The 24899-nt window shown below is 62.1% G+C and carries 30 protein-coding genes, 1 tRNA gene and 4 pseudogenes; 18 read left to right on the top strand and 17 right to left on the bottom strand.

Features of this window, described 5'->3' with window-relative positions:
* Positions 1-70: 70 nt before the first annotated feature.
* Positions 71-1117 carry a sulfate ABC transporter substrate-binding protein gene (locus OKW29_RS24175; protein WP_429292891.1) on the bottom strand — a complete coding sequence of 349 codons (1047 nt, stop codon included), beginning with the start codon at positions 1115-1117 and terminating at the stop codon, positions 71-73.
* A gap of 310 nt (positions 1118-1427) precedes the next feature.
* Between OKW29_RS24175 and lexA the strand changes: the two genes are divergently transcribed.
* The 3 genes from lexA to OKW29_RS24160 all read left to right on the top strand — a co-directional run bounded on the left by lexA (position 1428) and on the right by OKW29_RS24160 (position 3262).
* Entirely contained in the window at positions 1428-2078 is a 651-nt protein-coding gene (gene lexA, locus OKW29_RS24170) for a transcriptional repressor LexA (protein ID WP_184029221.1), read from the top strand.
* A 102-nt stretch (positions 2079-2180) separates the two neighbouring features.
* A complete protein-coding gene (locus tag OKW29_RS24165) occupies positions 2181-2525 on the top strand; it encodes a hypothetical protein (protein WP_184043952.1) in 345 nt (114 codons plus the stop codon).
* Positions 2526-2644: 119 nt separating this feature from the next.
* Positions 2645-3262, top strand: a complete 618-nt coding sequence (locus OKW29_RS24160) for a DUF2939 domain-containing protein (RefSeq protein WP_184063810.1) — start codon at positions 2645-2647, stop codon at positions 3260-3262.
* 118 nt (positions 3263-3380) lie between these two features.
* Here the strand turns inward: OKW29_RS24160 and OKW29_RS24155 are convergent, their stop codons facing one another.
* Entirely contained in the window at positions 3381-3848 is a 468-nt protein-coding gene (locus OKW29_RS24155; protein WP_018418191.1) for a universal stress protein, read from the bottom strand.
* A gap of 421 nt (positions 3849-4269) precedes the next feature.
* Here OKW29_RS24155 and nodI point away from each other — a divergent pair, with 421 nt between their 5' ends.
* Positions 4270-5184 carry a nodulation factor ABC transporter ATP-binding protein NodI gene (gene nodI / locus OKW29_RS24150; protein ID WP_429292890.1) on the top strand — a complete coding sequence of 305 codons (915 nt, stop codon included), beginning with the start codon at positions 4270-4272 and terminating at the stop codon, positions 5182-5184.
* A 19-nt stretch (positions 5185-5203) separates the two neighbouring features.
* Entirely contained in the window at positions 5204-6031 is an 828-nt protein-coding gene (locus tag OKW29_RS24145; RefSeq protein ID WP_429292889.1) for an ABC transporter permease, read from the top strand.
* Positions 6032-6123: 92 nt separating this feature from the next.
* Here the strand turns inward: OKW29_RS24145 and OKW29_RS24140 are convergent, their stop codons facing one another.
* Together OKW29_RS24140 and OKW29_RS24135 are read right to left on the bottom strand one after the other, a co-directional pair.
* Positions 6124-6546, bottom strand: coding sequence for a hypothetical protein (locus OKW29_RS24140; RefSeq protein ID WP_090804526.1), 423 nt, complete (start codon positions 6544-6546; stop codon positions 6124-6126).
* A gap of 280 nt (positions 6547-6826) precedes the next feature.
* A complete protein-coding gene (locus OKW29_RS24135) occupies positions 6827-7810 on the bottom strand; it encodes a LysR family transcriptional regulator (RefSeq protein WP_429292888.1) in 984 nt (327 codons plus the stop codon).
* A gap of 263 nt (positions 7811-8073) precedes the next feature.
* Between OKW29_RS24135 and OKW29_RS24130 the strand changes: the two genes are divergently transcribed.
* Positions 8074-9498, top strand: a complete 1425-nt coding sequence (locus OKW29_RS24130) for a M20 family metallopeptidase (protein ID WP_429292887.1) — start codon at positions 8074-8076, stop codon at positions 9496-9498.
* A 95-nt stretch (positions 9499-9593) separates the two neighbouring features.
* Here OKW29_RS24130 and OKW29_RS24125 read toward each other — a convergent pair whose 3' ends face one another.
* Positions 9594-10646, bottom strand: coding sequence for an NADP(H)-dependent aldo-keto reductase (locus tag OKW29_RS24125; RefSeq protein WP_429292886.1), 1053 nt, complete (start codon positions 10644-10646; stop codon positions 9594-9596).
* Between the two features lie 168 nt (positions 10647-10814).
* On the opposite strand from OKW29_RS24125, the gene OKW29_RS24120 reads away from it, so the two are divergent.
* Both OKW29_RS24120 and OKW29_RS24115 read left to right on the top strand, forming a co-directional pair.
* Complete coding sequence (locus OKW29_RS24120) at positions 10815-11042, top strand: DUF3820 family protein (RefSeq protein WP_184029242.1); 228 nt, start codon at positions 10815-10817, stop codon at positions 11040-11042.
* A gap of 247 nt (positions 11043-11289) precedes the next feature.
* Positions 11290-11535: a hypothetical protein gene (locus tag OKW29_RS24115; protein ID WP_429294925.1), complete on the top strand. Its 246-nt coding sequence runs from the start codon at positions 11290-11292 to the stop codon at positions 11533-11535.
* Here OKW29_RS24115 and OKW29_RS24110 read toward each other — a convergent pair.
* Positions 11511-12116, bottom strand: a complete 606-nt coding sequence (locus OKW29_RS24110) for a sulfotransferase family protein (RefSeq protein WP_429292885.1) — start codon at positions 12114-12116, stop codon at positions 11511-11513. The two genes, OKW29_RS24115 and OKW29_RS24110, sit on opposite strands and share 25 nt — an antisense overlap.
* Before the next feature lie 271 nt (positions 12117-12387).
* Here OKW29_RS24110 and OKW29_RS24105 point away from each other — a divergent pair, with 271 nt between their 5' ends.
* From OKW29_RS24105 to OKW29_RS24095, 3 genes are all read left to right on the top strand, one after another.
* Positions 12388-12753, top strand: a complete 366-nt coding sequence (locus OKW29_RS24105; protein ID WP_429292884.1) for a hypothetical protein — start codon at positions 12388-12390, stop codon at positions 12751-12753.
* A 124-nt stretch (positions 12754-12877) separates the two neighbouring features.
* A complete protein-coding gene (dusA, locus tag OKW29_RS24100) occupies positions 12878-13879 on the top strand; it encodes a tRNA dihydrouridine(20/20a) synthase DusA (protein ID WP_429292883.1) in 1002 nt (333 codons plus the stop codon).
* Positions 13880-13969: 90 nt separating this feature from the next.
* Positions 13970-14045 (top strand) — tRNA-His (locus OKW29_RS24095).
* Positions 14046-14355: 310 nt separating this feature from the next.
* On the opposite strand, the pseudogene OKW29_RS24090 reads toward OKW29_RS24095, so the two are convergent.
* Positions 14356-14536, bottom strand: a pseudogene (locus tag OKW29_RS24090) (SOS response-associated peptidase family protein); the annotation flags it as partial.
* A 301-nt stretch (positions 14537-14837) separates the two neighbouring features.
* Positions 14838-15824: an aldo/keto reductase gene (locus OKW29_RS24085; RefSeq protein ID WP_429292882.1), complete on the bottom strand. Its 987-nt coding sequence runs from the start codon at positions 15822-15824 to the stop codon at positions 14838-14840.
* 754 nt (positions 15825-16578) lie between these two features.
* Between OKW29_RS24085 and OKW29_RS24080 the strand changes: the two genes are divergently transcribed.
* On the top strand, positions 16579-16845 hold the full coding sequence (locus OKW29_RS24080) for a hypothetical protein (RefSeq protein WP_429292881.1): 267 nt from the start codon (positions 16579-16581) through the stop codon (positions 16843-16845).
* A gap of 155 nt (positions 16846-17000) precedes the next feature.
* Here OKW29_RS24080 and OKW29_RS24075 read toward each other — a convergent pair.
* A pseudogene (locus OKW29_RS24075) lies at positions 17001-17390 on the bottom strand (SOS response-associated peptidase family protein); the annotation flags it as partial.
* A 43-nt stretch (positions 17391-17433) separates the two neighbouring features.
* Positions 17434-17643 (bottom strand): hypothetical protein, encoded by a 210-nt coding sequence (locus OKW29_RS24070; protein WP_429292880.1) that lies wholly within the window; start codon positions 17641-17643, stop codon positions 17434-17436.
* A gap of 309 nt (positions 17644-17952) precedes the next feature.
* Between OKW29_RS24070 and OKW29_RS24065 the strand changes: the two are divergent.
* From OKW29_RS24065 to OKW29_RS24055, 3 genes and pseudogenes are all read left to right on the top strand, one after another.
* Positions 17953-18144 (top strand): annotated as a pseudogene (locus OKW29_RS24065) (BrnT family toxin); the annotation flags it as partial.
* Positions 18104-18382: a BrnA antitoxin family protein gene (locus tag OKW29_RS24060; protein WP_429292879.1), complete on the top strand. Its 279-nt coding sequence runs from the start codon at positions 18104-18106 to the stop codon at positions 18380-18382. The pseudogene OKW29_RS24065 and the gene OKW29_RS24060, both read left to right, overlap by 41 nt.
* 32 nt (positions 18383-18414) lie before the next feature.
* Complete coding sequence (locus OKW29_RS24055) at positions 18415-18615, top strand: hypothetical protein (RefSeq protein WP_429292878.1); 201 nt, start codon at positions 18415-18417, stop codon at positions 18613-18615.
* Between the two features lie 54 nt (positions 18616-18669).
* Here the strand turns inward: OKW29_RS24055 and OKW29_RS24050 are convergent.
* From OKW29_RS24050 to OKW29_RS24030, 5 genes and pseudogenes are all read right to left on the bottom strand, one after another.
* Positions 18670-18774, bottom strand: a pseudogene (locus OKW29_RS24050) (phosphoadenosine phosphosulfate reductase family protein); the annotation flags it as partial.
* Positions 18771-19529 (bottom strand): hypothetical protein, encoded by a 759-nt coding sequence (locus OKW29_RS24045; RefSeq protein ID WP_429292877.1) that lies wholly within the window; start codon positions 19527-19529, stop codon positions 18771-18773. The pseudogene OKW29_RS24050 and the gene OKW29_RS24045, both read right to left, overlap by 4 nt.
* Complete coding sequence (locus OKW29_RS24040) at positions 19526-19996, bottom strand: DNA cytosine methyltransferase (protein WP_429292876.1); 471 nt, start codon at positions 19994-19996, stop codon at positions 19526-19528. Before OKW29_RS24040 ends, OKW29_RS24045 begins: the two co-directional genes overlap by 4 nt.
* Before the next feature lie 496 nt (positions 19997-20492).
* Positions 20493-21638 (bottom strand): C1 family peptidase, encoded by a 1146-nt coding sequence (locus OKW29_RS24035; RefSeq protein ID WP_429292875.1) that lies wholly within the window; start codon positions 21636-21638, stop codon positions 20493-20495.
* 180 nt (positions 21639-21818) lie between these two features.
* Positions 21819-22082, bottom strand: coding sequence for a hypothetical protein (locus OKW29_RS24030; protein WP_429292874.1), 264 nt, complete (start codon positions 22080-22082; stop codon positions 21819-21821).
* On the opposite strand from OKW29_RS24030, the gene OKW29_RS24025 reads away from it, so the two are divergent.
* From OKW29_RS24025 to OKW29_RS24015, 3 genes are all read left to right on the top strand, one after another.
* Positions 22042-22407, top strand: coding sequence for a hypothetical protein (locus OKW29_RS24025; RefSeq protein WP_429292873.1), 366 nt, complete (start codon positions 22042-22044; stop codon positions 22405-22407). The two genes, OKW29_RS24030 and OKW29_RS24025, sit on opposite strands and share 41 nt — an antisense overlap.
* Before the next feature lie 358 nt (positions 22408-22765).
* The gene (locus OKW29_RS24020; protein WP_429292872.1) at positions 22766-23200 is read left to right on the top strand and encodes a DUF4148 domain-containing protein; all 435 of its coding nucleotides are present in this window, start codon (positions 22766-22768) and stop codon (positions 23198-23200) included.
* 489 nt (positions 23201-23689) lie between these two features.
* Positions 23690-23959, top strand: a complete 270-nt coding sequence (locus OKW29_RS24015) for a hypothetical protein (RefSeq protein ID WP_018418204.1) — start codon at positions 23690-23692, stop codon at positions 23957-23959.
* A gap of 224 nt (positions 23960-24183) precedes the next feature.
* Here the strand turns inward: OKW29_RS24015 and OKW29_RS24010 are convergent, their stop codons facing one another.
* Both OKW29_RS24010 and OKW29_RS24005 read right to left on the bottom strand, forming a co-directional pair.
* Positions 24184-24426: a DUF6566 family protein gene (locus tag OKW29_RS24010; protein WP_429292871.1), complete on the bottom strand. Its 243-nt coding sequence runs from the start codon at positions 24424-24426 to the stop codon at positions 24184-24186.
* A 147-nt stretch (positions 24427-24573) separates the two neighbouring features.
* On the bottom strand, positions 24574-24771 hold the full coding sequence (locus tag OKW29_RS24005) for a hypothetical protein (protein WP_013089281.1): 198 nt from the start codon (positions 24769-24771) through the stop codon (positions 24574-24576).
* Between the last annotated feature and the right edge of the window lie 128 nt (positions 24772-24899).

Here is a 24899-nt window from a genome sequence, read left to right as displayed (position 1 = left end):
ACCCCGGTTAGCCGAAAGCGCGCCCATTGGGCGCGCCCTTTTGCCCTGGCTGTGATTCAGGCGGTGGTTCTTACTGCGGCTGATAAATCGAATCGAACACGCCGCCGTCCGCGAAATGGGTCTTCTGCGCGTTGGTCCAACCGCCGAACGAATCGTCGATCGTGTACAGCTTCAGCTTCGGAAACTTCGCGGTCAGATCGGCGGCCACCTTGGTGGAACGCGGACGATAGAAATTGCGCGCGGCGATCTCCTGACCTTGCTCGCTATACAGGAAGTTCAGATACGCTTCGGCCACCTTTCGCGTGCCGTGTTTGTCGACGACCTTGTCGACCACCGCGACCGGCGGCTCGGCCAGAATGCTCACCGACGGCACCACGATCTCGAACCTGTCCGGACCAAACTCCTTCAGCGACAGGAACGCCTCGTTTTCCCACGCGATCAGCACGTCGCCGATACCGCGCTGCACGAAGCTCGTGGTCGCGCCGCGCGCGCCCGAATCGAGCACGCCGGCGTTCCTGTACAGCTTGCCGACGAACTCCCTGGCCTTCTGGTCGTTGCCGCCCGGTTGATGCTCGGCGTACGCCCACGCGGCCAGGTAGTTCCAGCGCGCGCCGCCCGAGGTCTTCGGATTCGGCGTCACGATCGACACGCCCGGCTTCACCAGATCATCCCAATCCTTGATGTGCTTCGGGTTGCCCTTGCGTACCAGAAACACGATCGTCGACGTGTACGGCGATGCGTTGTCCGGCAGACGCTTTTGCCAGTTCTTGTCGACGAGCCCCTTGTTCGCGAGCGCGTCGATGTCATAGGCGAGCGCAAGCGTCACGACGTCGGCCTGCAGTCCGTCGAGCACCGAGCGAGCCTGCGCGCCCGAGCCGCCGTGCGACTGCCTGAAGGTGACGGCTCCGCCGGTCCTGGCCTTCCATTCCTTGCCGAATGCCTGATTGATGTCCTGATACAGCTCGCGCGTCGGATCGTAGGACACGTTCAACAGCGTGGTGTCGGCGTGCGCGACGCCGCTTGCGCCCAACATGCCGAGCGCCCCCGCCGCGCCGACGACGAGCGCCGCGATCAGTTTTCTGGTTCGAGCCGCAAGCCCCATATGCCGATGGTTCATTTCGATTTTTCTCCGCGTGATGTCCGCTGATGAGCGTCTGGTGTTGTTCTGCGTCGCGGTCACGTGCCCATGAGCGCCAACCGGAGGCCAGTCTATCGAAGCGCTTTCATTATTAAAAATAATGTTTCTTCATTTTTTAATGCTTAAAAGTGGTAACGACAGATGCGCCGGCGGTTGGGACGCCGACAACGCCGTCATGTCGCCGATAAACGACGCCCCAGCGCGACCCTTGCGCCGAACTTAAAGTAAAGCTTGAAATGCGCCGAATACTGTATAAAAATACAGTCACCTGTTCATACATACAGTGGCCATGACAAAACTCACCGCACGACAGCAGCAGGTTTTCGATCTGATCCGCCGCGCGATCGAACGCACCGGCTTTCCGCCCACTCGCGCGGAAATTGCCGCCGAACTCGGGTTCAGCTCGGCCAATTCCGCGGAAGAGCATCTGCGCGCGCTGGCGCGCAAGGGCGTGATCGAACTCGCGGCCGGCGCGTCGCGCGGCATCCGCCTGCTGTCCGGGCAGGAGGACGCGCCGTATCAGTTCACCCTGCCGCATGCGGGCCTGATGCAGTTGTCGTTGCCGCTGATCGGCCGGGTCGCGGCGGGTAGCCCGATCCTCGCGCAGGAACATATCTCGCAGCACTACGCGTGTGACCCGGCGCTGTTCTCGAGCAAGCCCGACTACCTGCTGAAGGTGCGCGGCCTGTCGATGCGCGACGCGGGCATTCTCGACGGCGACCTGCTCGCGGTGCAAAAGCGCACCGAAGCGAAGGACGGCCAGATCATCATTGCGCGGCTTGGCGACGACGTAACGGTCAAACGTCTGAAGCGCCGGCCGAACGGCATCGAACTGATCGCCGAAAACCCCGATTACGACAACATCTTCGTGGAATCCGGCAGCGCCGATTTTGCGCTCGAAGGGATCGCGGTCGGGCTGATCCGCCCCAGCGAGTTCTGATCTTTCGTTGTCGCCGGAACGCTTGCGCCGGTTTGTCCAACCCAAGCCGCATTTACGCCCGCATTTACGCCCGCATCTACGCCGAATCGCCTGGAGAGACTCATGGAACGCCTTGCCCGCCTGTTGCCCTTTCGCCAGTTCGGCCGTCTGCGCCATCTGCGCAAGCTCACGCCCTGCGCGCTAATCGAGGCGCCCGCTGCGCGCACGCCGTCGCTGTTCGACGCGGCTGCCGAAGCTTCCGGTCTGCCGTCGTCGTTGCCGGCGTTCGCGCGCGTGTCGCTGAATTCGGCGCTGAACATCGCCGAGCCCGCGCGTCGCGCGCCGGTGCGGGTCTATCATGGACCGTCGCGACTGATCATGGTCGGTACGGTCGACGCTGTATGCCGTATGATCGATCGTTGCATAGCCGACGAAGCCAACGTGCACGGCGCGGTGTTCGAAGCCTGAGCGAATCCTGAGTACGCATGCAACAAACACTTCGGATGTTCAGAGATTCGCGTGGGATGGGATCGTTTCGACCTCGCCGTGGTCGACGTTAGATCATCACTGACGTGGAGTCCCATTCGATGACAATTCGGAAACGCACACAGGGCAGCGCCACCCGGCCGCTGCTGATCACGCTGATCGTGGTGATCGTGATTGCCGCGCTGGGCTTTATTTATGCGTCACCGTATCTCGCGGTGAACAATCTCAAACGCGCCGCCGATGCGCGTGACGTGCAAACCGTCAATCAGTATGTGGACTTTCCCGCGCTACGCGATAGCCTGAAGCAACAGGTGGGCGCCATGCTGACACGCCGGCTTGAAGCGGATGCCGGCAACAAGATGGCCACGATCGGCGCGGTGATCGGCGTGACGCTGATCGGCCCGCTCGTCGATGCCTATGCGACACCCGACGGCGTCGCGGCGCTGCTGAACGGCATGCCGCCGCGTGGCACGCCGGGCGAGCAACCGTCCGCGCCGCCAGCCGCGGGCGGCGAAGCGCCGGCCGCACCAGCCGCGGGCGACACCACCACGCAGGCAAGCGCACCGCCGCCCGGGCGTCAAAGCACGGCCGGCTATCGCAGTCTCAATGAGTTTGTCATCACGTACCGGCGTGGCGAAGGTAACGCGAACTATTCGGCAATCTTTCGTCGCGAAGGTCTGGTCACGTGGAAGCTCGCGGCGATCAATCTGAACGAGTGAGATTGAAACCTGGCCGGATGGGATGCGTGGCTGGCCATCGGGGCCGGCCACGCGACAGGGTCTATTCACATCTGGGCTAGATGACGGGGCGCGCGGCTTCGCGTCCCTCACTAGCCCATTACGCCGCAGCCGCCTGCTGCTGCTCCTGCGCGGACGAGCACGCCACCAGAATGCTGCACGACACGCGGTCGAGCAGCGGCGTGTTGCCCGCCCCCATCCACCACCGCGACAAACCAGTCCGGCAGCGATGACCCACCACCACGAGGTCGACCTGCAACTCGTTGGCAAGATTGGCGATCTCGTCGATCGGATGACCGAATGCGAAATGCCCTTGCGCGCTCACGCCTCGCTCGGTCAGCCAGTTCACGCCCTCCTGCAGAATCTCGCGGGCCGTTTTTTCGAAGCTGCCGCAGGCGACGTCCGTCAACAGGCCCGCGCTCTGCGCGATGCTCGAACGCATGTCGACGACCGACAGCAGATGCGTTTCCGCCTTCAGTTCCAACGCCAGATCGGCACCGCAACGCAGGGCTTTGCGGCCTTCGCGCGAGCCGTCGTAGCACAACAGGATTTTCTGGTAGCTCGCCATCTGTTTTCTCCATTCGCGCGGAAAGCGCGGTCTGAATCAATCATGGTGCGCCGCAATTCGGCTTGCAAGGGATGGAAAACGCTAAGTGCATACTCGGTGCATGCCGATCCAGTCTGCACAAGCGTTGGGCGACCCGACGCAGCGTTTGCACACGGATGCCGCAATGCAAAACTTCGTTTGCGAACGCTGCGTCGACACACTGCGGGCCGGTTGACGTGCCAGTCGTGCCACCGCCAATCAGCGGCGCCAATCGACACCGACGAGCGCATCGCACCCCACGCACGACGCGTTCCCGGACACCCGCTCGCATCGGCGATCCGATACCTGGAGTAAGCGGCTTCGCGTGCGCAATGCGTGCATCGCAGGTATGTTGTGTGTCTTGCGCGTACGTTGTGTCTTCTTCCGGAGCCTTGCTCGAGCCATGCCCACCGCCCCCATCGAATTCCATCAGGTCAGGAAAAGCTACGGCGAAAAAACGGTCGTCGACGGATTGTCGTTTCATGTGAACACCGGCGAATGCTTCGGGCTGCTCGGCCCCAACGGCGCCGGTAAGACCACGACATTGCGCATGCTGCTCGGCATTGCGGCGCCCGACGCCGGCGCGATCCGGCTGTGCGACGAGCCGATCCCGGGCCGCGCGCGCCTCGCGCGCTCGCGCGTCGGCGTGGTGCCGCAGTTCGACAACCTCGATCCCGATTTCACGGTGCGCGAAAATCTGCTCGTATTCGGTCGCTACTTCGGTCTGAGCGCCGCGCAGTGTCGCGCGGCGGTGCCGGGTCTGCTCGAATTCGCTCGCCTCGAGAACAAGGCGGACGCGCGCGTGAGCGAACTGTCGGGCGGCATGAAGCGGCGCCTCACGCTCGCGCGTGCGCTGATCAACGATCCCGACGTGCTGATCATGGACGAGCCGACCACCGGTCTCGATCCGCAAGCGCGCCATCTGATCTGGGAGCGGCTGCGCTCGCTGCTCGCGCACGGCAAGACCATCCTGCTGACCACGCACTTCATGGAAGAAGCCGAACGGCTCTGTCATCGCCTGTGCGTGATCGAGGAAGGCCGCAAGATCGCCGAAGGCGCGCCGCGCGAGTTGATCGAGTCCGAGATCGGCTGCGACGTGATCGAGATCTACGGCCCCGATCCGTTTGCGTTGCGCGACGAACTCGCGCCGCTCGCCGAGCGCACCGAGATCAGCGGCGAGACGCTGTTCTGTTATGTGAACGACGCGCAGCCCGTGCATATGCGCCTCAAGCAGCGCGCCGATTTGCGCTATCTGCATCGGCCGGCGAATCTCGAGGATGTGTTTCTGCGGCTCACCGGTCGCGAAATGCAGGACTGAATCCATAGCGAGACACTTGATGGACGCACGTACTTACGAAACCCACGACGGCACGCCATCGGCGCAAGAACCGTTCGGTGCCTTCCCCGCCAATGCCACGAACTGGATCGCGGTGTGGCGCCGCAATTACCTGGTGTGGAAAAAGCTCGCGATCGCGTCGATGTTCGGCAACTTCGCCGATCCGATGATCTATCTGTTCGGTCTCGGCCTCGGGCTCGGGCTGATGGTCGGGCACGTCGACGGCGTGTCGTATATCTCGTTCCTCGCGGCGGGCACGGTGGCGTCGAGCGTGATGATGTCGGCGAGCTTCGAGTCGATGTATTCGGGCTTTTCGCGCATGCACGTGCAGCGTACGTGGGAAGCGATCATGCATACGCCGCTCACGCTCGGCGATATCGTGCTCGGCGAGGTGGTGTGGGCCGCCAGCAAATCGGTGTTGTCGGGTGTGGCGATCATGCTGGTGGCAGGCGCGCTCGGCTATGCGAGTTTTCCGTCGATGCTGCTCGCGCTGCCGGTCATCGTGCTGGCCGGTCTCGCGTTCGCGAGCCTCGCGATGATCGTGACGGCGCTCGCGCCGTCATACGACTTTTTCATGTTCTATCAGACGCTCGTGCTCACGCCGATGCTGCTGCTCTCCGGCGTGTTCTTTCCGATCTCGCAACTGCCCGGCGCCGCGCAAGCGGTGACTGCCGCGCTGCCCCTCGCCAATGCGGTCGATCTGATGCGCCCGGCGATGCTCGGTCGGCCGATGGAGCACGCGGCGCTGCATGTGAGCGTGCTGGCCGCTTATGCGATCGGCGGCTTCATCGTGTCGGCGATCCTGTTTCGGCGTCGCATGATGAAGTAAGCCGAACGCGCGCGCGGCGCGTTGCGCCTGCACCCGCGCAAGACGACGCCGCGTCGGTCGTCGCACGGCGTGTTTGCTATCGTTGCGCGCGCTCAGTCCTCGTCATCGGTCCACGGAATATCGACGTCGGAGATGAACGCGACCGTCGCGAACGGGCCGCCCTCGTGACGCCCGATCTTGCCATCGGCGCGCTGCCATTCCACCCGGAACACGGTGACCGGATCATCCGCGATCAGCCGCACCGTGCGCAATTCGTCGGGATCGGCGTCCTCGACCGGACCGTCGAGCGAAATCAGCAGCGCCTGTGGCCATAGACCATCGGCGGGATCGTAGATCTTGTCGCCGTCGTGAATCAGCGTGAAGGCTTCCACGCCGATGGTCGCCGAGGCATCGACGATCATCTTGGCGAGCGCACGCAACAAGGCGGTCGCCCGCGCCGAGTTCGCCTGACGGATCGCGAGATCACCGCGCGTGAGAGCCTGCTCGAGTTTTGGATTGGTTTTCTGTTGCGCCATGGCTGTGTTGGTCCTATCGCTCTGTCGTGGGCAACGCGCCATCGGGACGACGCGCCGCGTTTCTATTTGGGTCCATCTATTGCCGCTTGTGTGCATTGCAGCATCGCGGACTGGGCGGCAGGTCCGCGGTTCGACTGTCATTGTTCCGCGTTTCCCCTGATCGTGGCGCGCACCATCAGGGTCGTTTTCTCAGGGCCGTCCTTGCCGTCCACCACAGTTTAGGTCGTGATTCGGATTCCGGGAGAACATTTGCCGCTTAGTGCGGGGCATGTGTCGCATTTCATGCATCGGCTCGCGGGCGCCGCGGCGTACGTTTACCGCGTCCACCGGTGACCTTCGAAGCCTGCGCCCCAGCCGGCTTCGCATCCGCGATCCGCGCGATCAGATGGTCGCGAAACGTGCGCACCGACGGGGGCAACTCGCGCCTCGCCATCGTCTGCACCTGGATGCTGCGCTGGCGCATCTGCGGGTCGGTGAGCGGAATCACGACGAAGCCGTCGTTGGCATAGCGGTCGCGCACCGACAGCAGCCCCGTGAACATGATCGCTCCGGACCGCTGCGCGTAGCGATAACTCGCGCCGCTGTTGTTGCAGATCAGGTCCGGCTCGAGGAGGATGCCTTCGAGCGCGCACGTGATGTCGATCAACTGGCGAATCGTGGTCCCCGTCTCCGACAACACGAGCGGATAGCGACTCACCTCGGCGAGCGACAGTTTCGCGCGCGCCGCAAGGGGATGATCGGCGCGCAGCAGCACGAACACCGGCGCGCGTTCGGTGTGCTCGACCTTCACGCCCTTCTCCGGCGCGAGGCTGAACGAGAGCGCGATATCGACGTCGCCGTCGCGCACGTGGCGAGTGGCGTCGGCCGGCGACATCACGGTCAGCGTGAAATCGATGCCGGGGTGCTCGGCGCGGAAACCCGCAATCGCGGCGGGCAGGAAGTCGACCGCAAAACCCTCGGCGGTCGCGATCTTGATCCGGCTGCCGTGCAAGCTCGCGAGGCCGCTAATCTCTTTCATCACGTGCTCGGCTTCGAGCAGGCTGCGTTGCGCGTACGCAAGCAGCCGCTCACCGGCCTCGGACAGCGTCATGCCGCGCGGACGCCGCTCGAACAGCGTCACGCCGAGCTCGCTTTCGAGCCGCACGATTTGCCGGCTGATCGCCGATACCGCGACGTGCAGCCGCTCGGACGCGTCGCTCAGCGAGCCGCTGCGCGCGACTTCGACGAAATAACGCAACGCGATGCCATGCAGTGAACGTGCCATCCTGGACGCCTCGATCGAGTCATTTGCAACGGTGCCATGGGTGGGCGGGTGCCGCGGTTCGAGCCGACGCGCGACGCTTTGCTTTTCCGGCAAGGCAAGCTTCGAAACATGATCATTGTGACAAAAATGGCGCGCTTCTAGAATCGGTCGCAATCACGTTGCAGGCGATTCGCCTGAACGCCGCGCCGAGCATCGAGCCATCGAGCCATCGAGCCTCGCGGCCCTCCGCCCCTTCACCCATCCCCTGCATCGGAGACATCGACATGAGCCGCAACCAGGCCATCGAGCTTGCCACCCGGCACTTCGAATCCGGCGCTTTTCTCGCCGATCTGAACCGTCGCGTCGGTTTTCGCACCGAAAGCCAGGAAAGCGATCGCGGCGCACTGCTGCTGTCCTATCTGACCGACGAAATCCAGCCCGAAGCGGAGCGCCTCGGCTTCAGCACGCGCATCGTCGATAACCCGGTCGATGGCTTCGGTCCATTCCTGATCGCCAACCGTCACGAAGGCGATCATCTGCCGACCGTGCTGATCTACGGCCACGGCGACGTCGTCCGCGGCTACGACAGCCAGTGGCGCGCGCCGCTGACGCCGTGGGCGGTGACCGTGGAAGGCGAGCGCTGGTTCGGTCGCGGCACCGCCGACAACAAAGGCCAGCACTCGATCAACCTCGCCGCGCTCGCGAGCACGCTCGCCGCGCGCGACGGCAAACTCGGCTTCAATACGAAGCTGTTGATCGAGATGGGCGAGGAAACCGGCTCACCGGGGCTCGACGCGATCTGCCATGCGCATCGCGACGAACTTGCCGCCGACGTGCTGATCGCCTCCGACGGTCCGCGTCTCGCAGCGCGTCGTCCGACCGTGTTTCTCGGCTCGCGCGGCGCGGTCAATTTCAGGCTGTCGCTGAACCTGCGCGACGGCGCGCATCACTCGGGCAACTGGGGCGGCTTGCTGCGCAATCCGGCGACGGTGCTCGCCAACGCGCTCGCGAGTCTAGTCGATGCGCGCGGCGTGATCGCAGTCGACGGCCTGCGTCCGCCGCCGATCCCCGAGGCCGTGCGCCGCGCACTTGCCGACATCACGGTGGGCAACGGTCCGGGCGACCCCACCGTCGATGACAACTGGGGCGAGCCGGGTCTTTCCGCGCCCGAGCGCGCGTTCGGCTGGAACAGCTTCGAAGTGCTGGCCTTCAAGGCGGGTAATCCGGAGAACCCGGTCAACGCGATTCCGCCGTCGGCGTTCGCGGTCTGCCAGTTGCGTTTCGTGGTCGGCACCGATTGGGAAAACCTCGGCAAGCATCTGCGCGCGCATCTCGATGCGCACGGTTTTCAGCTGGTCGAAATCGACGTCGAGCGCGGCGCGCCAGCCACGCGGCTGGATCCCGACGATCCGTGGGTCACGTGGGCGATCGCGTCGCTCGAAGCGACCACCGGCAAGAAGACCGCGCTGCTGCCGAATCTCGGCGGCACGCTGCCGAACGAGGTATTCGCCGACACGCTCGGTCTGCCGACGATCTGGGTGCCGCATTCTTATCCGGCCTGCTCGCAGCATGCGCCGAACGAGCACCTTCTGGCTCCGGTGGTGCGCGAGGGCCTGCAGATGATGGCGGGACTGTTCTGGGATCTCGGCGAGAATTCGCCGCTTGCGGCGAAGCGCGAGACGGTGGATACGGCAAAGGCCGCGGGTTGAGTTCGGCCGACGCCGAGTGATTCGCTGCGCCTTCCGCGGCCGCCCCGGCAATCGACCGGGGCCACCGCGGCAAGCGCGTCGCGCTTACCTTGACATCAAGGCGCCGGATTCGGCTGCAGCTCGTGCAGCCTGTCGATTTCCGCCAGCACTTCCGGCGACAGCTTCACGTCCGCGCTGGCGATGTTTTCCTTCAATTGTTCGAGCGAGGTCGCGCCGATCAGATTGCTGGTCACGAACGGCCGGCTATTGACGAACGCGAGCGCGAATTGCGCGGGGGTCATGCCGTGGCGCTTCGCGAGCTCGACGTAACGCGTGGTCGCCTGCACGGCTTGCGGCTTGCTATAGCGCTGGAAGCGCTCGAACAGCGTGATGCGCGCGCCGGCAGGACGCACGCCGCCTTCGTACTTGCCCGACAGCCAGCCGAACGCGAGCGGTGAATACGCGAGCAGACCGATGTTGTCGCGATGCGCGTACTCGGACAGACCCACTTCGTACGTGCGGTTCAACAGGCTGTACGGATTCTGGATGCTGACGATGCGCGGCAAGCCGAGTCTTTCGGCCGCGCGCAGAAACTGCGCGACACCCCACGGCGTTTCGTTCGACACGCCGATATGGCGCACCTTGCCAGCCTTCACGAATTCGGCGAGTACCGTCAGCGTTTCCTCGATCGGCACCGTGTACGCGTCGTCGACCCACGGATACGACGGACGGCCGAACGTCATCGTGCTGCGATCGGGCCAGTGCAGCTGATACAGATCGACGTAGTCCGTTTGCAGACGTTCGAGGCTGTCGTTGAGCGCCTCGGTCAGGTTCTTGCGATCGAACTGGTTGCCCTCGCCGCGAATATGGCGCGGATTGTGCGGCTGACGCGCGGGGCCCGCGATCTTGGTGGCGAGCACGATCTTCTCGCGCGCGCTCTTGTGCTGCGCGAGCCACGTGCCGATGTAGCGCTCCGTCGAGCCTTGCGTTTCGGCGCGCGGCGGCACCGGATACATTTCCGCGGTGTCGATCAGGTTCACGCCGTGATCGAGCGCGTAGTCGATCTGCGCGTGCGCTTCCTGCTCGGTGTTCTGCTCGCCCCACGTCATCGTGCCGAGACCAATCAGGCTAACCTGCACGTCGGAGTCGCCGAGTCTGCGGTATTCCATCTAACTTGTCCTGTTGAAGAGGTGAACGGAAAGCGCAGACGTTACCACGCCGACGCATTACCTGCAGCACGGCTAGAATGCGGGGCCATGCGTTGCAGCGCGCCGCCTGGTGCTTGCGCGTTGCGCGCTTTGCGCCCTCGATGCGCGTTTCATCATGACTTCGTTGCCATGAATCACGAACACCTCGAATTGCTGGTCACGCGCGTGATGCCCTACGGGAAATATAAAGGCCGCGTGATCGCCGACCTGCCCGGCCACTATCTGAACTGGTTCGCGAGCCAGGGCTTTCCGCCCGGCGAGATTGGCCGTCTGCTCGCGTTGATGCACGAGATCGATCACAACGGCTTGAAACCGCTGCTCGCCCCCTTGCGCAAACCGAAGCCCCTGGAGCGTTGAGACCGTGGCCGTGAAAGCGTTGCCAGGCCGGCTGAAAGTCGCGGCGCAGGCAAACTGCAAGCAATGTAGGACAGTACAAATTCATACAGGTTTTTTCTTGCGGATCGCGTTTGCGTGGCCTTTAATCGGCATAGGTCGTCGCGCTGTGAAACGTCGGGAGTGAAGCGGATCAGTCGTCATTCGCTGAACAATTTCGATGTGTTCCGGCGCCGTGCGATCCCCCGCCATCGTGACTCCCTGCATGTCCATGTCGCAATTCAGCCTGTCGGCGTTGCTCGAATTCATCGGCCACGATCTGTCGCCGGTGCGCGCGGTCATCCTGTTCTTCGTGATCGGCTACGTCGTGGTCGGACTGCCTGTGCATTTTCGCCAGGGCGCGGCCTCGCGCGACATCTGGGGCACGGCCGCCGGCGTAACGATGGCCGTGATCTACGCGGCGTTCATTGCCGGCGTGTACCCGTGGCTGCATCACGTATCGGTGATCGCGCGTTGAGCGTCGGCCGCCGTCAGGTTCGGGCCGAGACCTTCCCATAGCGATTCACGCAATTCGCCTCGCGGCTGCCAGCGCCGCATCGACGTTCGATACAACGGTCGGCGCATCTGTGCCGAACTCGCGGTGCTGACACGCCGCATCGTCTCGCGAAATGCAAGGCAACGTTCGTCCCACTCGAGCCCGCAATGCGCGAGCATGCGACGCACGTTCGCTTCGCAAGCGTCGACCAGCTCCTCGTGCTCGATCTCGATCGTCACGCCCGCGTGTAGAACGCGCCGCCAGTGCGTTATCAACGCATCGTACGCGCGCTGACAGCGGCCCAGCTCGCCGAGGTGGCAGCCGAACGCCACGTCGTGAAAAATGCGCGAGAAAATCGATAGACAGGTCTGTAATCGCGAGCGGCGGCCATGATTGATGCGCGCGTTCGGCAGCGCGAGATGAATGAGGCCGACGTTGATGAAGTTGAACGGGTATTTGTCGGCAAAGCGCACGAGCGGTCCAAGCGATTCCGCCTCGTTGTAGCGCATGCCGTGGCGATACAGCACGTTGCCTTTGAGCAGATGATCGAACGGGGCGGGCAAGCGAATCGCTTCCGACTTAAACGACGAATCGTCCGATGGAAGTTAACAGCCACGCCCTTCAGTAACGTATCAGATCGTTAGCGAAGTGTTACCGCAACGCCGCTCGGTAATACGCGAGAAGATTGGCGAAACGGTCGAGCGTCGCGGCAACGGCTCGCGTGGTGAAGCCCCGAGCGCGCACCGCCGCGCCGGCGCCGGTAACGCTCGGACACAAACGCGACTGAACTCCGTTGCGCGCGGTTTTTCTGAGGTTTACGTGAAGGAGAAAATCGTGACCAGGCTCATTGCATCGATGACGCTGCTAGCGGCCGCGGCAGCGAGCATCACTGGATGCGTCGTCGCGCCGCCAGCGGACTACGGCTATGCGCAACCCTACTATCCCTACGCGTATGGACCGCCTTACTACGGACCGGCGTACGGCTCGGTTGGTATCTATGGCGGTTTCGGAGGGTCGTGCTGCTATTACGGACATGGGTATTGGCACGGGCGCGGCGGATGGCATGGCGGTGGCTCGCACGGCGGGCACGGCGGATCGCATGGCGGGGACGGCGGATGGCACGGTGGCGGATACGGCGGCATGCACGGCGGCGGCAGCTCGTGGAGCAGTGGTGGCGGGATGGGGGGACATGGACATTAAGGCATTGACGCACTGACGAACCGGTGCCCGCCTCTGTCGCGACAGTGATAGGGCTCCAGCGCGCCCGGCGGTTTCTGGCCTTGCGGTAAAATTATTGTTTTGATTCAAGCCGCCTGGCCGCTCCATGTCTTTACCTCGCACTCCCAGCCCCCGCCGCGTGTCCGTTGCCCCGATGATGGACTGGACGGATCGCCATTGCCGCTCGCTGCATCGAATGATTTCGCGCCATACCTGGCTTTACACGGAGATGGTGACGACCGGCGCGCTGCTGCACGGCGACGTGCCGCGTCATCTCGCATTCACGCCCGACGAAGCGCCAGTCGCGCTGCAACTCGGCGGCAGCGAGCCCGACGATCTCGCGCGTTCGGCCAAGCTCGGCGAGCAATGGGGCTATGACGAAATCAACCTGAATTGCGGCTGCCCATCCGAGCGCGTGCAACGCGGCGCGTTCGGCGCATGCCTGATGAACGAGCCGCAACTCGTCGCCGATTGCGTGAAGGCGATGCGCGACGTCGTATCGGTGCCAGTCACGATCAAGCACCGCATCGGCGTCGATACGGTCGAGGAATACGGCTTCGTCCGCGATTTTGTCGGCACGATCGCACAAGCCGGCTGTGAGGTCTTTATCGTTCATGCGCGTAACGCGATACTGAAAGGCCTGAGCCCGAAGGAAAACCGCGAGATTCCGCCGCTCAAGTACGACTACGCGTATCAGTTGAAGCGCGATTTTCCGCAGCTGGAAATCGTCATCAATGGCGGTATCAAGACGCTCGACGAAGTCGACGCGCATCTTCACCACGTCGACGGCGTGATGCTCGGGCGCGAGGCGTATCACAACCCCTACCTGCTCGCCGATGTCGACGCGCGCTTCTACGGCTCCGCGCAGGCGCCGCTGACGCGCGAGCAGGTCGAAGCGAAACTGATCGAGTATTGCGCGACCGAAATGGCGCGCGGCACCTATCTCGGCGCGATCACGCGCCATGCGCTTGGGCTGTATCGCGGCGAAGCGGGTGCGCGTGGTTGGCGTCGAGTTTTGTCCGACAGCAAGCGACTTGCGGCCCGTGATCTGACCATCTTCGACGAAGCAAGACAGCATCTGCGCGAGCCCATCGAAATTTTTGAATAAAGGACTAGGCAAACTACCATCTAGTCCCTATAATCTCGTTTCTTCGTCGGCGAGACAGGTTTTTTAGAGCAAGTCAAGCGGATGTTAGTGGTGGCTGTAGCTCAGTTGGTAGAGTCCAGGATTGTGATTCCTGTCGTCGTGGGTTCGAGTCCCATCAGCCACCCCAAAGAATTCATTAGAATCAATCGTTTATCGAAGTTCGTGGATTTCACAAAGTGAAATTCGGAACGAAAACGAGGATTTCGGAATAAGCCCGCCATCGAGCGGGCTTTTTTGCGTCTCAGTCGGGGCGAAGAGGACACGTCCCCGCTCCGAAGTCTGGCTGGCGCCCGAAAATGACGAAGGGCCGGTTTTTTCTTGACTACCAATAGTGGTGCGAGGGAGGGGACTCGAACCCCTACAATTCCTTGTAAATGCGGGCTCTGATGAACAATGCTGGCAAAAAGCTGTCATTCGACCGCCGCTGCGCCACTGGATCATGCCGCCACCCGATACTCGTAATACGGCCGCTCCCGATCGTCCAAAATCGCATGGAGCGCGGAAAGATTCGCCGGATCGGGGTTCAGCCACTCGTCGACATTCTCGCGTTTGATCGGCACGATGCAACGGTCATCACCAGTTGCCGAGACTTCCGGGCGGCGGTTCGTCGGCGACCGCACACGACCCTGAACCGACGTTCGACATGGCGAGCCATCTATGGCTCTTCCCGAGGTAGAGCAGACGTTCACGATGTACGATTCAAGCACCCTTGGCCAAAGCTGCTATTTGCGTTGTCGCTCGTCAGGAGCGGCTGGATGACCTGACGATCATCCAGCGCCAATGCATCAGAATGTGGAACTGACGAAGGTACTACAAGGCGCTCAATAAAAACAAACCAAACCTCTACGACTGACGTCGACCGCCTGATCGCCACCTTCGAGGCTTGCCTCGCGGAGCTCGCCTGATCGTCCGCGCTGCGCTACCGATCGAGATTCGATAGCATCGCCGGCAGGTAGCGCGCACCCGCCGTCTTGTGCTGCGAGAGGAAAGCGCGAATGCTTTCCAGCTCGGCGGCCGTGAGCGTGACTGAAGCCGCCCCCAGGTTTTCCTCGAGGTACTTGCGCCGCTTGGTGCCCGGGATCGGCACCAGATCGTTGCCTTGATGAAGCAGCCATGCGAGGGCAATCTGGCCCGGCGTCACGGACTTGTCCTTCGCCAGCGCCTTGACGAAGTCGGCGAGCTTGATGTTCGCGTCGAAATTGCTGCCCTGAATGCGCGGATCGTTGGCAGCACGCCAGTCATCGGCGGGCAACTCTTCCGCCCGCTTCGCCGTGCCGGTCAGAAACCCGCGGCCAAGCGGACTATATGGCACAAAACCAATGCCGAGTTCACGAAGCGCCGGCAAGAGCTTGTCTTCGACACCGCGCTCGAACAGCGAATATTCACTCTGCAGGGCGGAAACCGGTTGCACCGCGTGCGCACGCCGGATGGTATCGACGCTCGCTTCGGACAAGCCAAAAAAGCGCACCTTGCCGGCCGCGATCGCATCCTTCACCGTGCCCGCAACATCTTCGATCGGCACATCGGGATCGACCCGATGCTGATACAGTAAATCGAGGTGATCGGTCTGCAAGCGCTTTAGCGAAGCATCAATCACTCCCTTGATGTGCGCGGGGCGGCTATTGAGGCCGCGCACACCATTTTCAAAGGCAAAACCGAACTTGGTCGCGATCGTGACCTCGTGCCGGCGCCCCTTCAACGCACGGCCGAGCAGTTCTTCGTTGGTGAATGGGCCATAGATTTCCGCAGTATCGAGAAACGTACAACCCCGTTCGATCGCCCGATGGATCGTTGCGACCGATTCCTCGTCGTCCGGCGTGCCGTATGCAAAGGACATCCCCATGCAACCCAGCGCGATCTCCGACACCACAAGTCCTTCACGTCCAAGCTTCCGAGTCTTAAGCATGCTGCTCCTCCATCGAAAAGTGCTCCGTTTACGATGGCATATGCAGGAAGGGGATGTTAGTCAGATCCTCTTGATTCATTGCCTGATTGTTCCGGACAGGCGCGCAATGAGAGTCATAACTTCTTCTCGACCAAGACAGACCTTAAACCCAGCCGGTATTTAGCCTACCGACTCCGGCAGCGTGCTCAAGCCATGTGTCAACCGCGCGCGATTACATGCCGGCGTGCCTGCCTTGATCTCGGGGTAATCGTTCGATCCGTGCAAAATCTGGCGGTAACGGCGCCATCTTTCAGTTCACGGTACCCGTCGATCCAGCCGTTTCAGCGTAAGCCGGCCTCGTACTCTGCACCGCAGGGTATCGCGTCGCCGGCCTCCGCCCTCCGTCAATGGCTACGAGTTACATGATGGCCGGCCGGCGAGCGTCCGATGTCCGGCTCAGAGCCGATATCCGAATGTTCGCCACGGCGCGCGGTCGAAGGGCTGAAGATGGCCGGTTGCAGTCTCATGCGATGAGCATACGCTGCCTGAACTTCGCACGAGCTGCGATCGGCAGTCCGCCACCCCTATGCGCCATTCAAAGCCCCAATTTAGGTGACTGGTATGCAGCCAGAAGATGCCACCCCGCCGGGCAGCCTTCGACTACCAGCCGAAGCCGCCTGTCATCAGTGCGGCGTGATGTCGCCTAGCACCCGGCCATGAGGACGCGTTGTGGGACAATCCAGTTCGGCAACCACCAGTCTGGAGGGCGAACGCCATGGATTCGTCATACATCAAACTGACAACCCCAATCGTCGACAGCCGGTCAGCGCTGTGGTTCTCCGCGTATGGCTTCGGGTGGGGATACTGCGCCTTCGAACTCAGACCGGAGGTTGTTTGCGAATACCTCGGAGCGGCAGACGACAGCCAGAAGCAGTTGCTGCTCGCGTTTCAGTTGGGAAAGCAAAAGTTAGTGGGAGTTGCGGAACGCAAAATACCTCCATCGAGTGGAGAGCGCATCGAGATTACTGGCCAGGATCTTTAAGCCGCGCTGCAGCAGTGCACACGACCGGCCGGTTCGGTCTAAGCACCCGTCATTCGCGCATGAAGTCGGACTGACCGGACCTGGCCGCCTCCTGCCGCTGGACCGTCTTCCACCCTAGGCGCACGGTCGACGGTTACACCCGCACCGGTGTCCCGTCACGCCGCCAATCGATGCTCGTAGTACGGTCGATATCGATCATCCAGGATTGCGTGCAGCGCCGCCAGATTCGCGGGATCCGGCGACAACCACGCGTCGATATTTTCTGGTTTGATCGGCACGATACAGCGATCATGTCCCGCGGCGGCCACCTCGGGCGGCGGCTCGTCTGTGATCGCAGCAAACGACAGGAGGTCCGGCTCGCCGGATCCCGTCCAGCGCGACCAGAGGCACGCAATGAGCATTTCGCCGCCGGCGCCCGGGCGGAATTCAAGAACGACGCTCTCGTCTTGCTCGCCCTCCTCCAGCTCGCGCCCCTCCATCTTTGCCCGGCTGACGTTCTCATAGAACGTGGACACGATCATCACCCCGTGCGAGTAGCCGAATAGACATGTGCCCTCCTTCCCAAGAGGACACATACGATGGACGCGCTTACGCGCTGTCGCCGGTCGGAACACTCTCTTCCCACCAACTCGTATCCTCGAGCTGACGTTCGATTTCTTTTACGACCACTCGCGCCTGGTCCGGAGAAAGAATCACAGTCGACTCCTCGCCAATGTTGTTCTCCTGGTTGATGGCAAGATAACCGCCCTGACTGATATAGACCTCGGTTTCGAGTGTTGCCTTGAGTTTGATGCCCATGCCTATGTTCCTCGCCTGCCAGAAAGAGGTGTCGGGCGCGCGCCATCTGGCAGGCAAAGAAGGCGCGCCGGTGGCCACCGGCTGCCCGACTGGAAAGCTGATGATCAGTCACGCTAACGCACCGATCGCAATCAGGCGGCGTCAATGGTTCGGGGAGACCTGTCATCTAGCCTCCCGTGACAGCAGGCAGACCTTGCATTACTGATTTATTGTTAGTACAATAATTCCGATGCAGATCGAGTTCGACCAAAACAAGCGCGACAAAACCATGACCGAACGCGGTCTGGATTCGCACGAGCCGATGAGGTTTTCCTGGGGCGTACGCTGACCCGGATCGACGATCGGCAGGACTACGGCGAAGAGAGGTTTGCAACAGCGGGATGGCTGGACGACCGCATCGTCATTGTGGTTTGGACCGCGCGCGGGGAAGCCCGGCGCATCATCAGCATGAGGAAAGCAAATGAACGCGAAATCGCCAAACTTGCGTCCCACCTGGGTTGATCCAGACGACGCGCCTGAAATTACTGACGAGTGGGTCGAACAGGCCGACCTTCGGCAAGGCGACAAGCTTGTGCGTCGCGGCCGGCCGACAGGTAGCCACAAGACAGCAACAACGATCCGATTCGACGACGACATCCTGGATGCCTTCAAGTCAACCGGGCCGCGCTGGCAGTCGCGCTTGAATGCTGCCGTGCGCGACTGGTTAAAAACACATTCGCCCGATGAGATAACGACGTGAGCCGCAGCAAGCGAAAGACCCCAATTCGCGGAATGACGTCCTCGGACAGCGAAGCGTGGGATAAGGGCAAGTGGCATCGGCGGCACCGGCGCGCCGAAGGCGAACGACTGAAGGTCGCGGGCACCGAATACGTGCCGCAAAGCCACCATGAACACTCCAGCACGTGGACGATGGACAAGGACGGCAAGCAATACTTCGACGCCGCGCGATATCCGCGCGACATGCGCAAGTGAATCGCTCCGCTGGTTGTCGTGGGCCCCGTTCATTCGCACAGTCCACAGGCAGACGCGCACGCCGTCACGGCCGTGCAACTCGAGTGCGACCAGTAGCATCGCCGTGCTGTCCTCACCGCCTGACATGGAAATGACATGGAGGATTGGGCGCTCGTTCACACCGCCTCCAGAGGTAACGCTGACTGGATTGGCGTGTGTTCGCGCTGCCAGAAAATCGGAGGCTGGTGCACCTCGATACGCTCGCGCATGACCTGTGCGCGAGCCTCTTTCGACACAGGGGTGTACGGCCCGCGCCAGCGGGAATCAATACCGACGTTGCGCCCGATGTTTGTACTGTCGGCACTCGCAAACGGAAACCGCGTGAACACGTCCACGTCGAGCATTCGCAATCCGTGCAGTTTGCAAACTGGCCGACCGTCGCGATCGCAGACGACGTTCATCGCCTCCTCCATTCGCGTCCACCACTGGGCGGTGCCGATCTCCGCGTACTGCCCCGAACTGCCGAGACAGACGCGCGGAAACGCGAGCGCGAGACGTCCCAGCCGCCCGAGCGATTCATGCAGGTGCCAGACCGGCGCGCCTGTCCACGGCGCACGATAGCGCCACGGCCATTCGGCGACTAGCGCGTCGTTTGCCACCTCGTCGCCGTCGATCACATCGGGGATCACGGCGAAATCGAACGGCGGATAGCGATGCAATTCCGCGACCCACGCGTAGTAGCGCGACCAATCCGTAACCGGCCGCCCCGCGCACCATGCACTAAACGCGCCGTTGTCAACGGCGAACGTCTGTGCCACGTCGAGCACAAGCCCTAATTGTTCGGGATATTCGAACGACACAAACGCATGTCCCCCAGCGATCGCGCGCAGGGCGGCAGTGTTCGGCGTGATAGGAAGTCCGTGGTAAGGGATCATCCGATCAACTCCCGCGGCAAAGAAACGCGCGAATCTACGGAAAACGCGTCGACGAGCTGGATGCGCTCGCCAATCCAACGCATCGCGTTGGCGGCCATGCTGTTGCCAAGCGACTTGTAACGCGAGCCATCGGCTGCCGGTTTGCCGCAGAATGCGATAGCGGTGTATCCGTCCGGGAAGCCTTGAAGGCGCTCGCATTCGAGGGGGGGGGTGAGACGGCGCACCCCCGAGCGGTGGAATACCGGGTTAATAAGGCCGGGATTGTTTCCAGCCGATGCACCGCCGCTGTGGTGCCAATAGCTTGTCAGGGTGCCAGCGACGGGGACGAGCGGCGTGCCGCGCCCAGTTCCGTCCTCGCTCGCGTCGAAGCCCTCTCCTCGCAATGAGTGCGCGACGAGCAACGTTTCAGATTCCGCGTCGATGCGCTGATTGCTCGTCGTGAGCGCTCGCGCGATTTCGGGTATCAAGCCACCGTCGCACTCGAAGTCCGTCCCGAGTCCACCACCGCCTTGAGTGCGCGCGCTAAGGGTTGGGGCAATTCCTTGCCCCGATTTGCGGCTCGGCGGAGGATGCCCGCGCAGGCTTTCTCGACCAGCGCCGTGGCGGTGAGCCTGCCGACGCGGGACACTGCCGCGATTGCCTGGCACTCGGCTTCTCGCTTGTGCCATGCCCGCGATAGAGTCCGGACATAAGTCCACAACCACCCTTTCTCGTGATCAAGAATTGCCTTGCGAATGGGAGGCGACCATGTAAGAGATGTCGGGCTTGCTGCTGGTTTTGCCCTATCTTTCTTCAGGGTTCTGGGGAGGGGGCGGCGCAGCCGCCCCCTCCCATGACATTCGACAGAACTGATTCACCGCTCGGCAGGGCGAAGCGGCATAGTTCCCTCAGCTATAGGACTCGCGAGACGAGGGCAACGTCAAGCTGACCAGTAATGTCAGTTGACGATACCGTTTCGCGCTACTAATCCGCGCTGTCGATCCGAACCAGCGCTTGTGCGTCCAGCAAGCTGTGTTGCAGCCATTCGTAAGTGACATAGGCCAGCCCGCCGTCGCCCCAGCCCGATGACCAGGAGTTCTTAATGATGAAATATCCGCCGCCCGCGACCTGATCGCTGTCCTGGTAGCCGACGACTAGAATTTCGTGACCGCACAGGCTGGTCCCGCAGCTGTCCGCCTTGATGACCCACGACACGACGCCGCCCTTGTACGTCGCAACCTGAAAGTCGAGGTTCGCGTTGATGGCCATGACCACGGGGTAGCCGCGATACAGCGCTTGCTTGATCCGGCCAATGGACGCATAGAGCTTGTGCGCCGTGGTCGTCCGAAATCCTGAGGAACTCGCTGCGGTAGGATCCTGCTGCCGGGTATCGCTGCCGCCACCCTGCGCCTCGGTAGCCGAGCAGGTGGCATTGGGATACTTGCGGTTGTAGTTGGTGCAATACTTGTCATCGCCATTGTATGGCCAGGATTTCTCCGGAACGAACTTGGTCTTGTTGTCGACGAATGCAGCGATGGTGTCGTACGGGTCGAGTCCGGCGTTGTTCCAGGTGTTGGTCAGTCGCTTTCCCTGGAAGTACGTGTTCTGTTCCGACAGTTTAGTACTGTTCTGCTGCCTCGAGAGCAGCAATTCCGTTGCGGCGTTCAGGGAGAACGCTACGCACGTGCCCCGTTCGCTCTGATCTTTGATATCGCTCTTCAGGGATTCGAGATTCGTGATAAGAGCGCTGTGGCCCACCCCCAAGGAGTCCGAATCGGCCGTGTCACAACCTTCCAGGCCGCTCGGGCAACTGTTCTTGCTCGCCTGGGTCAGCCGCACCTTGTAGTTGCCGAAGAGTTGGACCATCGAGTCGGAGACCCCGACGTTGGAAACAAGGTCCTTTCCCACGTCCTGGTAGCTAATCACCTGACGGGTGACGCTGGAGAGGTCGGCCTCATAGCGGGTGTCGCTTCTCGCGTCACCGTAGCTCGGCGCGTAGAAGCCGGTATCTGAGGAGCTGTTACTGTTACTGTTACTGCTACTGTTTCCACTGCTGCCATCGCCCCCGCCGCCCCCACAAGCTTGAAGCGAAAAGAGAATGACGAGCAGAGTTACACGGGCAAGTTTCATGAGATTTTCTTGTCGGCGCCGGCGCGACGGCGCTGCCGCGAACACAAACGACGCGATGTTTTGACGAACCCCGATTTGGCTCAAAGCCGCCTGCGCGGGTCAGACCGGGGACCATTGTGGCGTAAAGCGCGACTGCATCGGGTATGGCCTTACACTACAGCCGCCACCGGAATTGGGCTATCACACGAAAGTCTGGAACGCCTGTCCGGTGGGATATACCGGCACCGCGTTTAGCGTTGCCTGGATATACGGGCGCATAGTGATGCCTTCAGGATCGGGTGCGTACACCACCTTGGCAACGGAGTCCGCGTCGCCCCTTACTAGCGCCGCATTGCACCGATCGAATAGCGACGCGATTTCGTGATAGACCTGCGGTACGTGGACTTCGCCTGCAAAGACGCCAGTGCTGAAAACAACTGCAGCGGCGATCAGAATCTTCTTCATCTTTGCCTTCACTCCATTTAAATGGGACGCCAGCGCGGCATCGGGGAACTATGCCCAATTGGTGGCTCTGGTTACGCGCGAACCTCTCAGCTATCACCAGTTATCCCTGACTGGCAAGCAGCGCCAACATCAACAGAGCGGTTCGGTTGATTTCGGGATCCTGAAATTAACGCCGCCCAATCGCTCGCCCGCGACGACGAGTGGCGACATTACACCCAAAGTTGATTTTATCGTCAACTTTGATGTTGTTATTTTGTTTTCAGCGGACGCTGAGTCGGTCCTGGCGCGAAAGAAGGCGCAGTTGCGGCGCCGCGGAGGACGGTAAATCGGCTATCAGGGGGTGTCGTTGCAGCCGAACTCCCGTAGACCATGTAGCGGCGATGAAGGGCGCCCCCCAGCGACCCGATATAGCAGCCTGCGCTGGCCCGGCCGGCTGCCGGCCGTGAAAGAGGAAATCTACGCCAGCGGATCCCGGCCCGGACGACACCATCGGGTGACGCAAAAGGTGCTGGCTTCGCTGCATGCCTGAGCGTTCAGGTGCCGATGCGCACGACGGAGGAAGTTCGGTTTTTTCGAACCTCATGCATCTTTTCTTCTGCTTTCTGTGGATAGCTCCTCTCCGTACGATTATTCATGGTTATCGAGGAGGTGTCACATGCAAGCCCTGTTCAGGTCGCGCGACATTGAAGCTGTCCGCTTCCATACCGGCGCCCCGTGATTGTCGTTTCGCCAACCTGATATTTCTGTTTCTGACTTTTAAAATTGGAGAATTAACCATGGCTAAAACGTTTATCTCCGCTCTCGTACTCGTGCCCATCCTCGCGCTGCCCACGATCGCGTCCGCTAGCAGCAACGGTCCCCTGACGCGTGAGCAGGTGCGCGCGGAACTCGTCCAGCTGCACCAAGCCGGCTACGACCGCAACCACGGTGACGCGCACTATCCCACGCACCTCCAGGCCGCGCTGGAGAGCGTGGGGGACCACCAGCAGGCGCTCAGTGGCTACGGTGGGGCGTACTCGGGCTCCGCAGCCTCCGGTGCACCCACCAAGCCGGGCTCGTCAGGCACCGCCGCACCCGCCCAGCCGGACTGGGATCATTCAATCTACAAAGGAAGCTGATCGGCTATCGGCCGAATGGCCGCGCGGTTTGAACCGCCCGGCGCAGTGACACACATGGCGAGCGGCATCGTCGCCGCTTCGTCGTCTGCAACACTGCGTCGCGTAGGTTGGCCTTCCATCGTCTTCCAGAACTGGCGACAGTTTCATTGCGTTTGGCGCCGGAGCGAATTCGTTATCCGTTTTTGTTTTGCTGACGGCCTTCTGCGTTTTCCACGATGTCTGTGCGGTTTTCCGCCCCGCAATCACCCCTTCCCGCCTTCTCCCGCCTCTCAAAAACCGCTTGGCCAACAGGGCCGGATCACCGGTCCGCCTTGCGGCGCGTACGTCTGAACGATTGTTTCTTCGTCGGGAATAGTAATTTCAGATTATCGGCACAAATTTTCAATAGTAGGGGTATACACTGGCTTCCATCGACGTTGCAGACACCTGGGTCACTGGCTCCTGCAACATCTTCCTGAAATGCAGTCGAAACGTTATCGGAGTCCTACCATGAAGACCAAGTTTATCGCCGCCCTGCTGGTTGCCGCTTCCGCCTCGATCGCCGCTCCCGCTTTCGCCAGCGGCTATGGTCCGGCACCGTACTACCGTCCGTCGGTTGGCGCGCCGGCTTCGCAACAAGGCCAGAACGCGCAGACCGTCGCTGCTGAACGCGCCAACGCGCAATCGAATGCATACGGCGGCGTGAATAGCGTGTCGACGCAATCGGGCACGCGCAGCGAACCCACGTCGGGTCCGCAATCGGTGTTCTTCGGCCACTAAGCCGCCAGGAGTACCGTCAGATCCGCTGCCTCTGAGGCAGCGATCAAACTGGGCGCCGCGCATGCAGTATCGATGCCGGCGCCCAGTTGCATTTACGGCAGCCGTGGTACCCGGTACGTTGCCCGGGTAGCGTTCGGTTTGCGACCGTTGTCTCGTGCGCCTGCCGCTTCCTTGCCTCATCCGAACACGGCCCCCCCCTTCCATCGCGACGCGGCTATCCGCGTCTAACTCGCCAGCCCCGCATCGATCAATTCGCGCGCCGCGCGAAAAGCCGCCTCGGCGGCCGCATGCTCGGTGGACCACAAGCTATCGATATGCACGAGCTGCCAGTCGACCACCGTCGAATCGTCGCGCAGCACCCGGAAATGCGCCTTGACGCCGGTCAGCACCTGTTCGACCGCCACCTCGACGTCGTAGTCGCCATAGCGCGCCTGATAGTCGCCCATGTCGACGCCCTTCGGCTCCATGCTCGTCTCCGTGGTTTCGCTGATCGCGGGTAGGCGGACACACGCGTCCAGCTGGCGTCGCGCTGGCCAATCACCTGCTCGCGACTCACCCGCGACGCGCCGCCTCGCTCTACACACCGGCCGTGAGGCCGGACGCCGATCAGCGGATCAGTTGCAATCGCCGGAAAGATACTGCCGGCCGTTGCAGTTGATTTCGACCCCACCACTGCCCGCTTCGGCAACCAGGTCGCATGCCAGCAACTCCGCCGCAACGGACTGCGCGACTTCGGGCGCCGTCTGTCCGACGCCGACGTCGTTCAGACGCCGCAACGCTTCGACCGCTTCAGGACTCAAGGACTTCGACATGGCCGTCTCCGTCGGAATGCTCAATTCATCGTAGCAAGTTTCATCGGCGGATGCAGGTGTGCGCGCCTGACGAGCCGCTCCCCGGAGCGTCGAGCCTGGCAATCGGCGTCTGAAACCGGCGTGACCGT

The organism is Paraburkholderia sp. CI3 (assembly GCF_050436505.1).
GTDB lineage: Bacteria > Pseudomonadota > Gammaproteobacteria > Burkholderiales > Burkholderiaceae > Paraburkholderia > Paraburkholderia tuberum.
The sequence above is the reverse complement of the archived record's forward strand: the minus strand, read 5'-3'. Positions and strand labels throughout refer to the sequence as shown.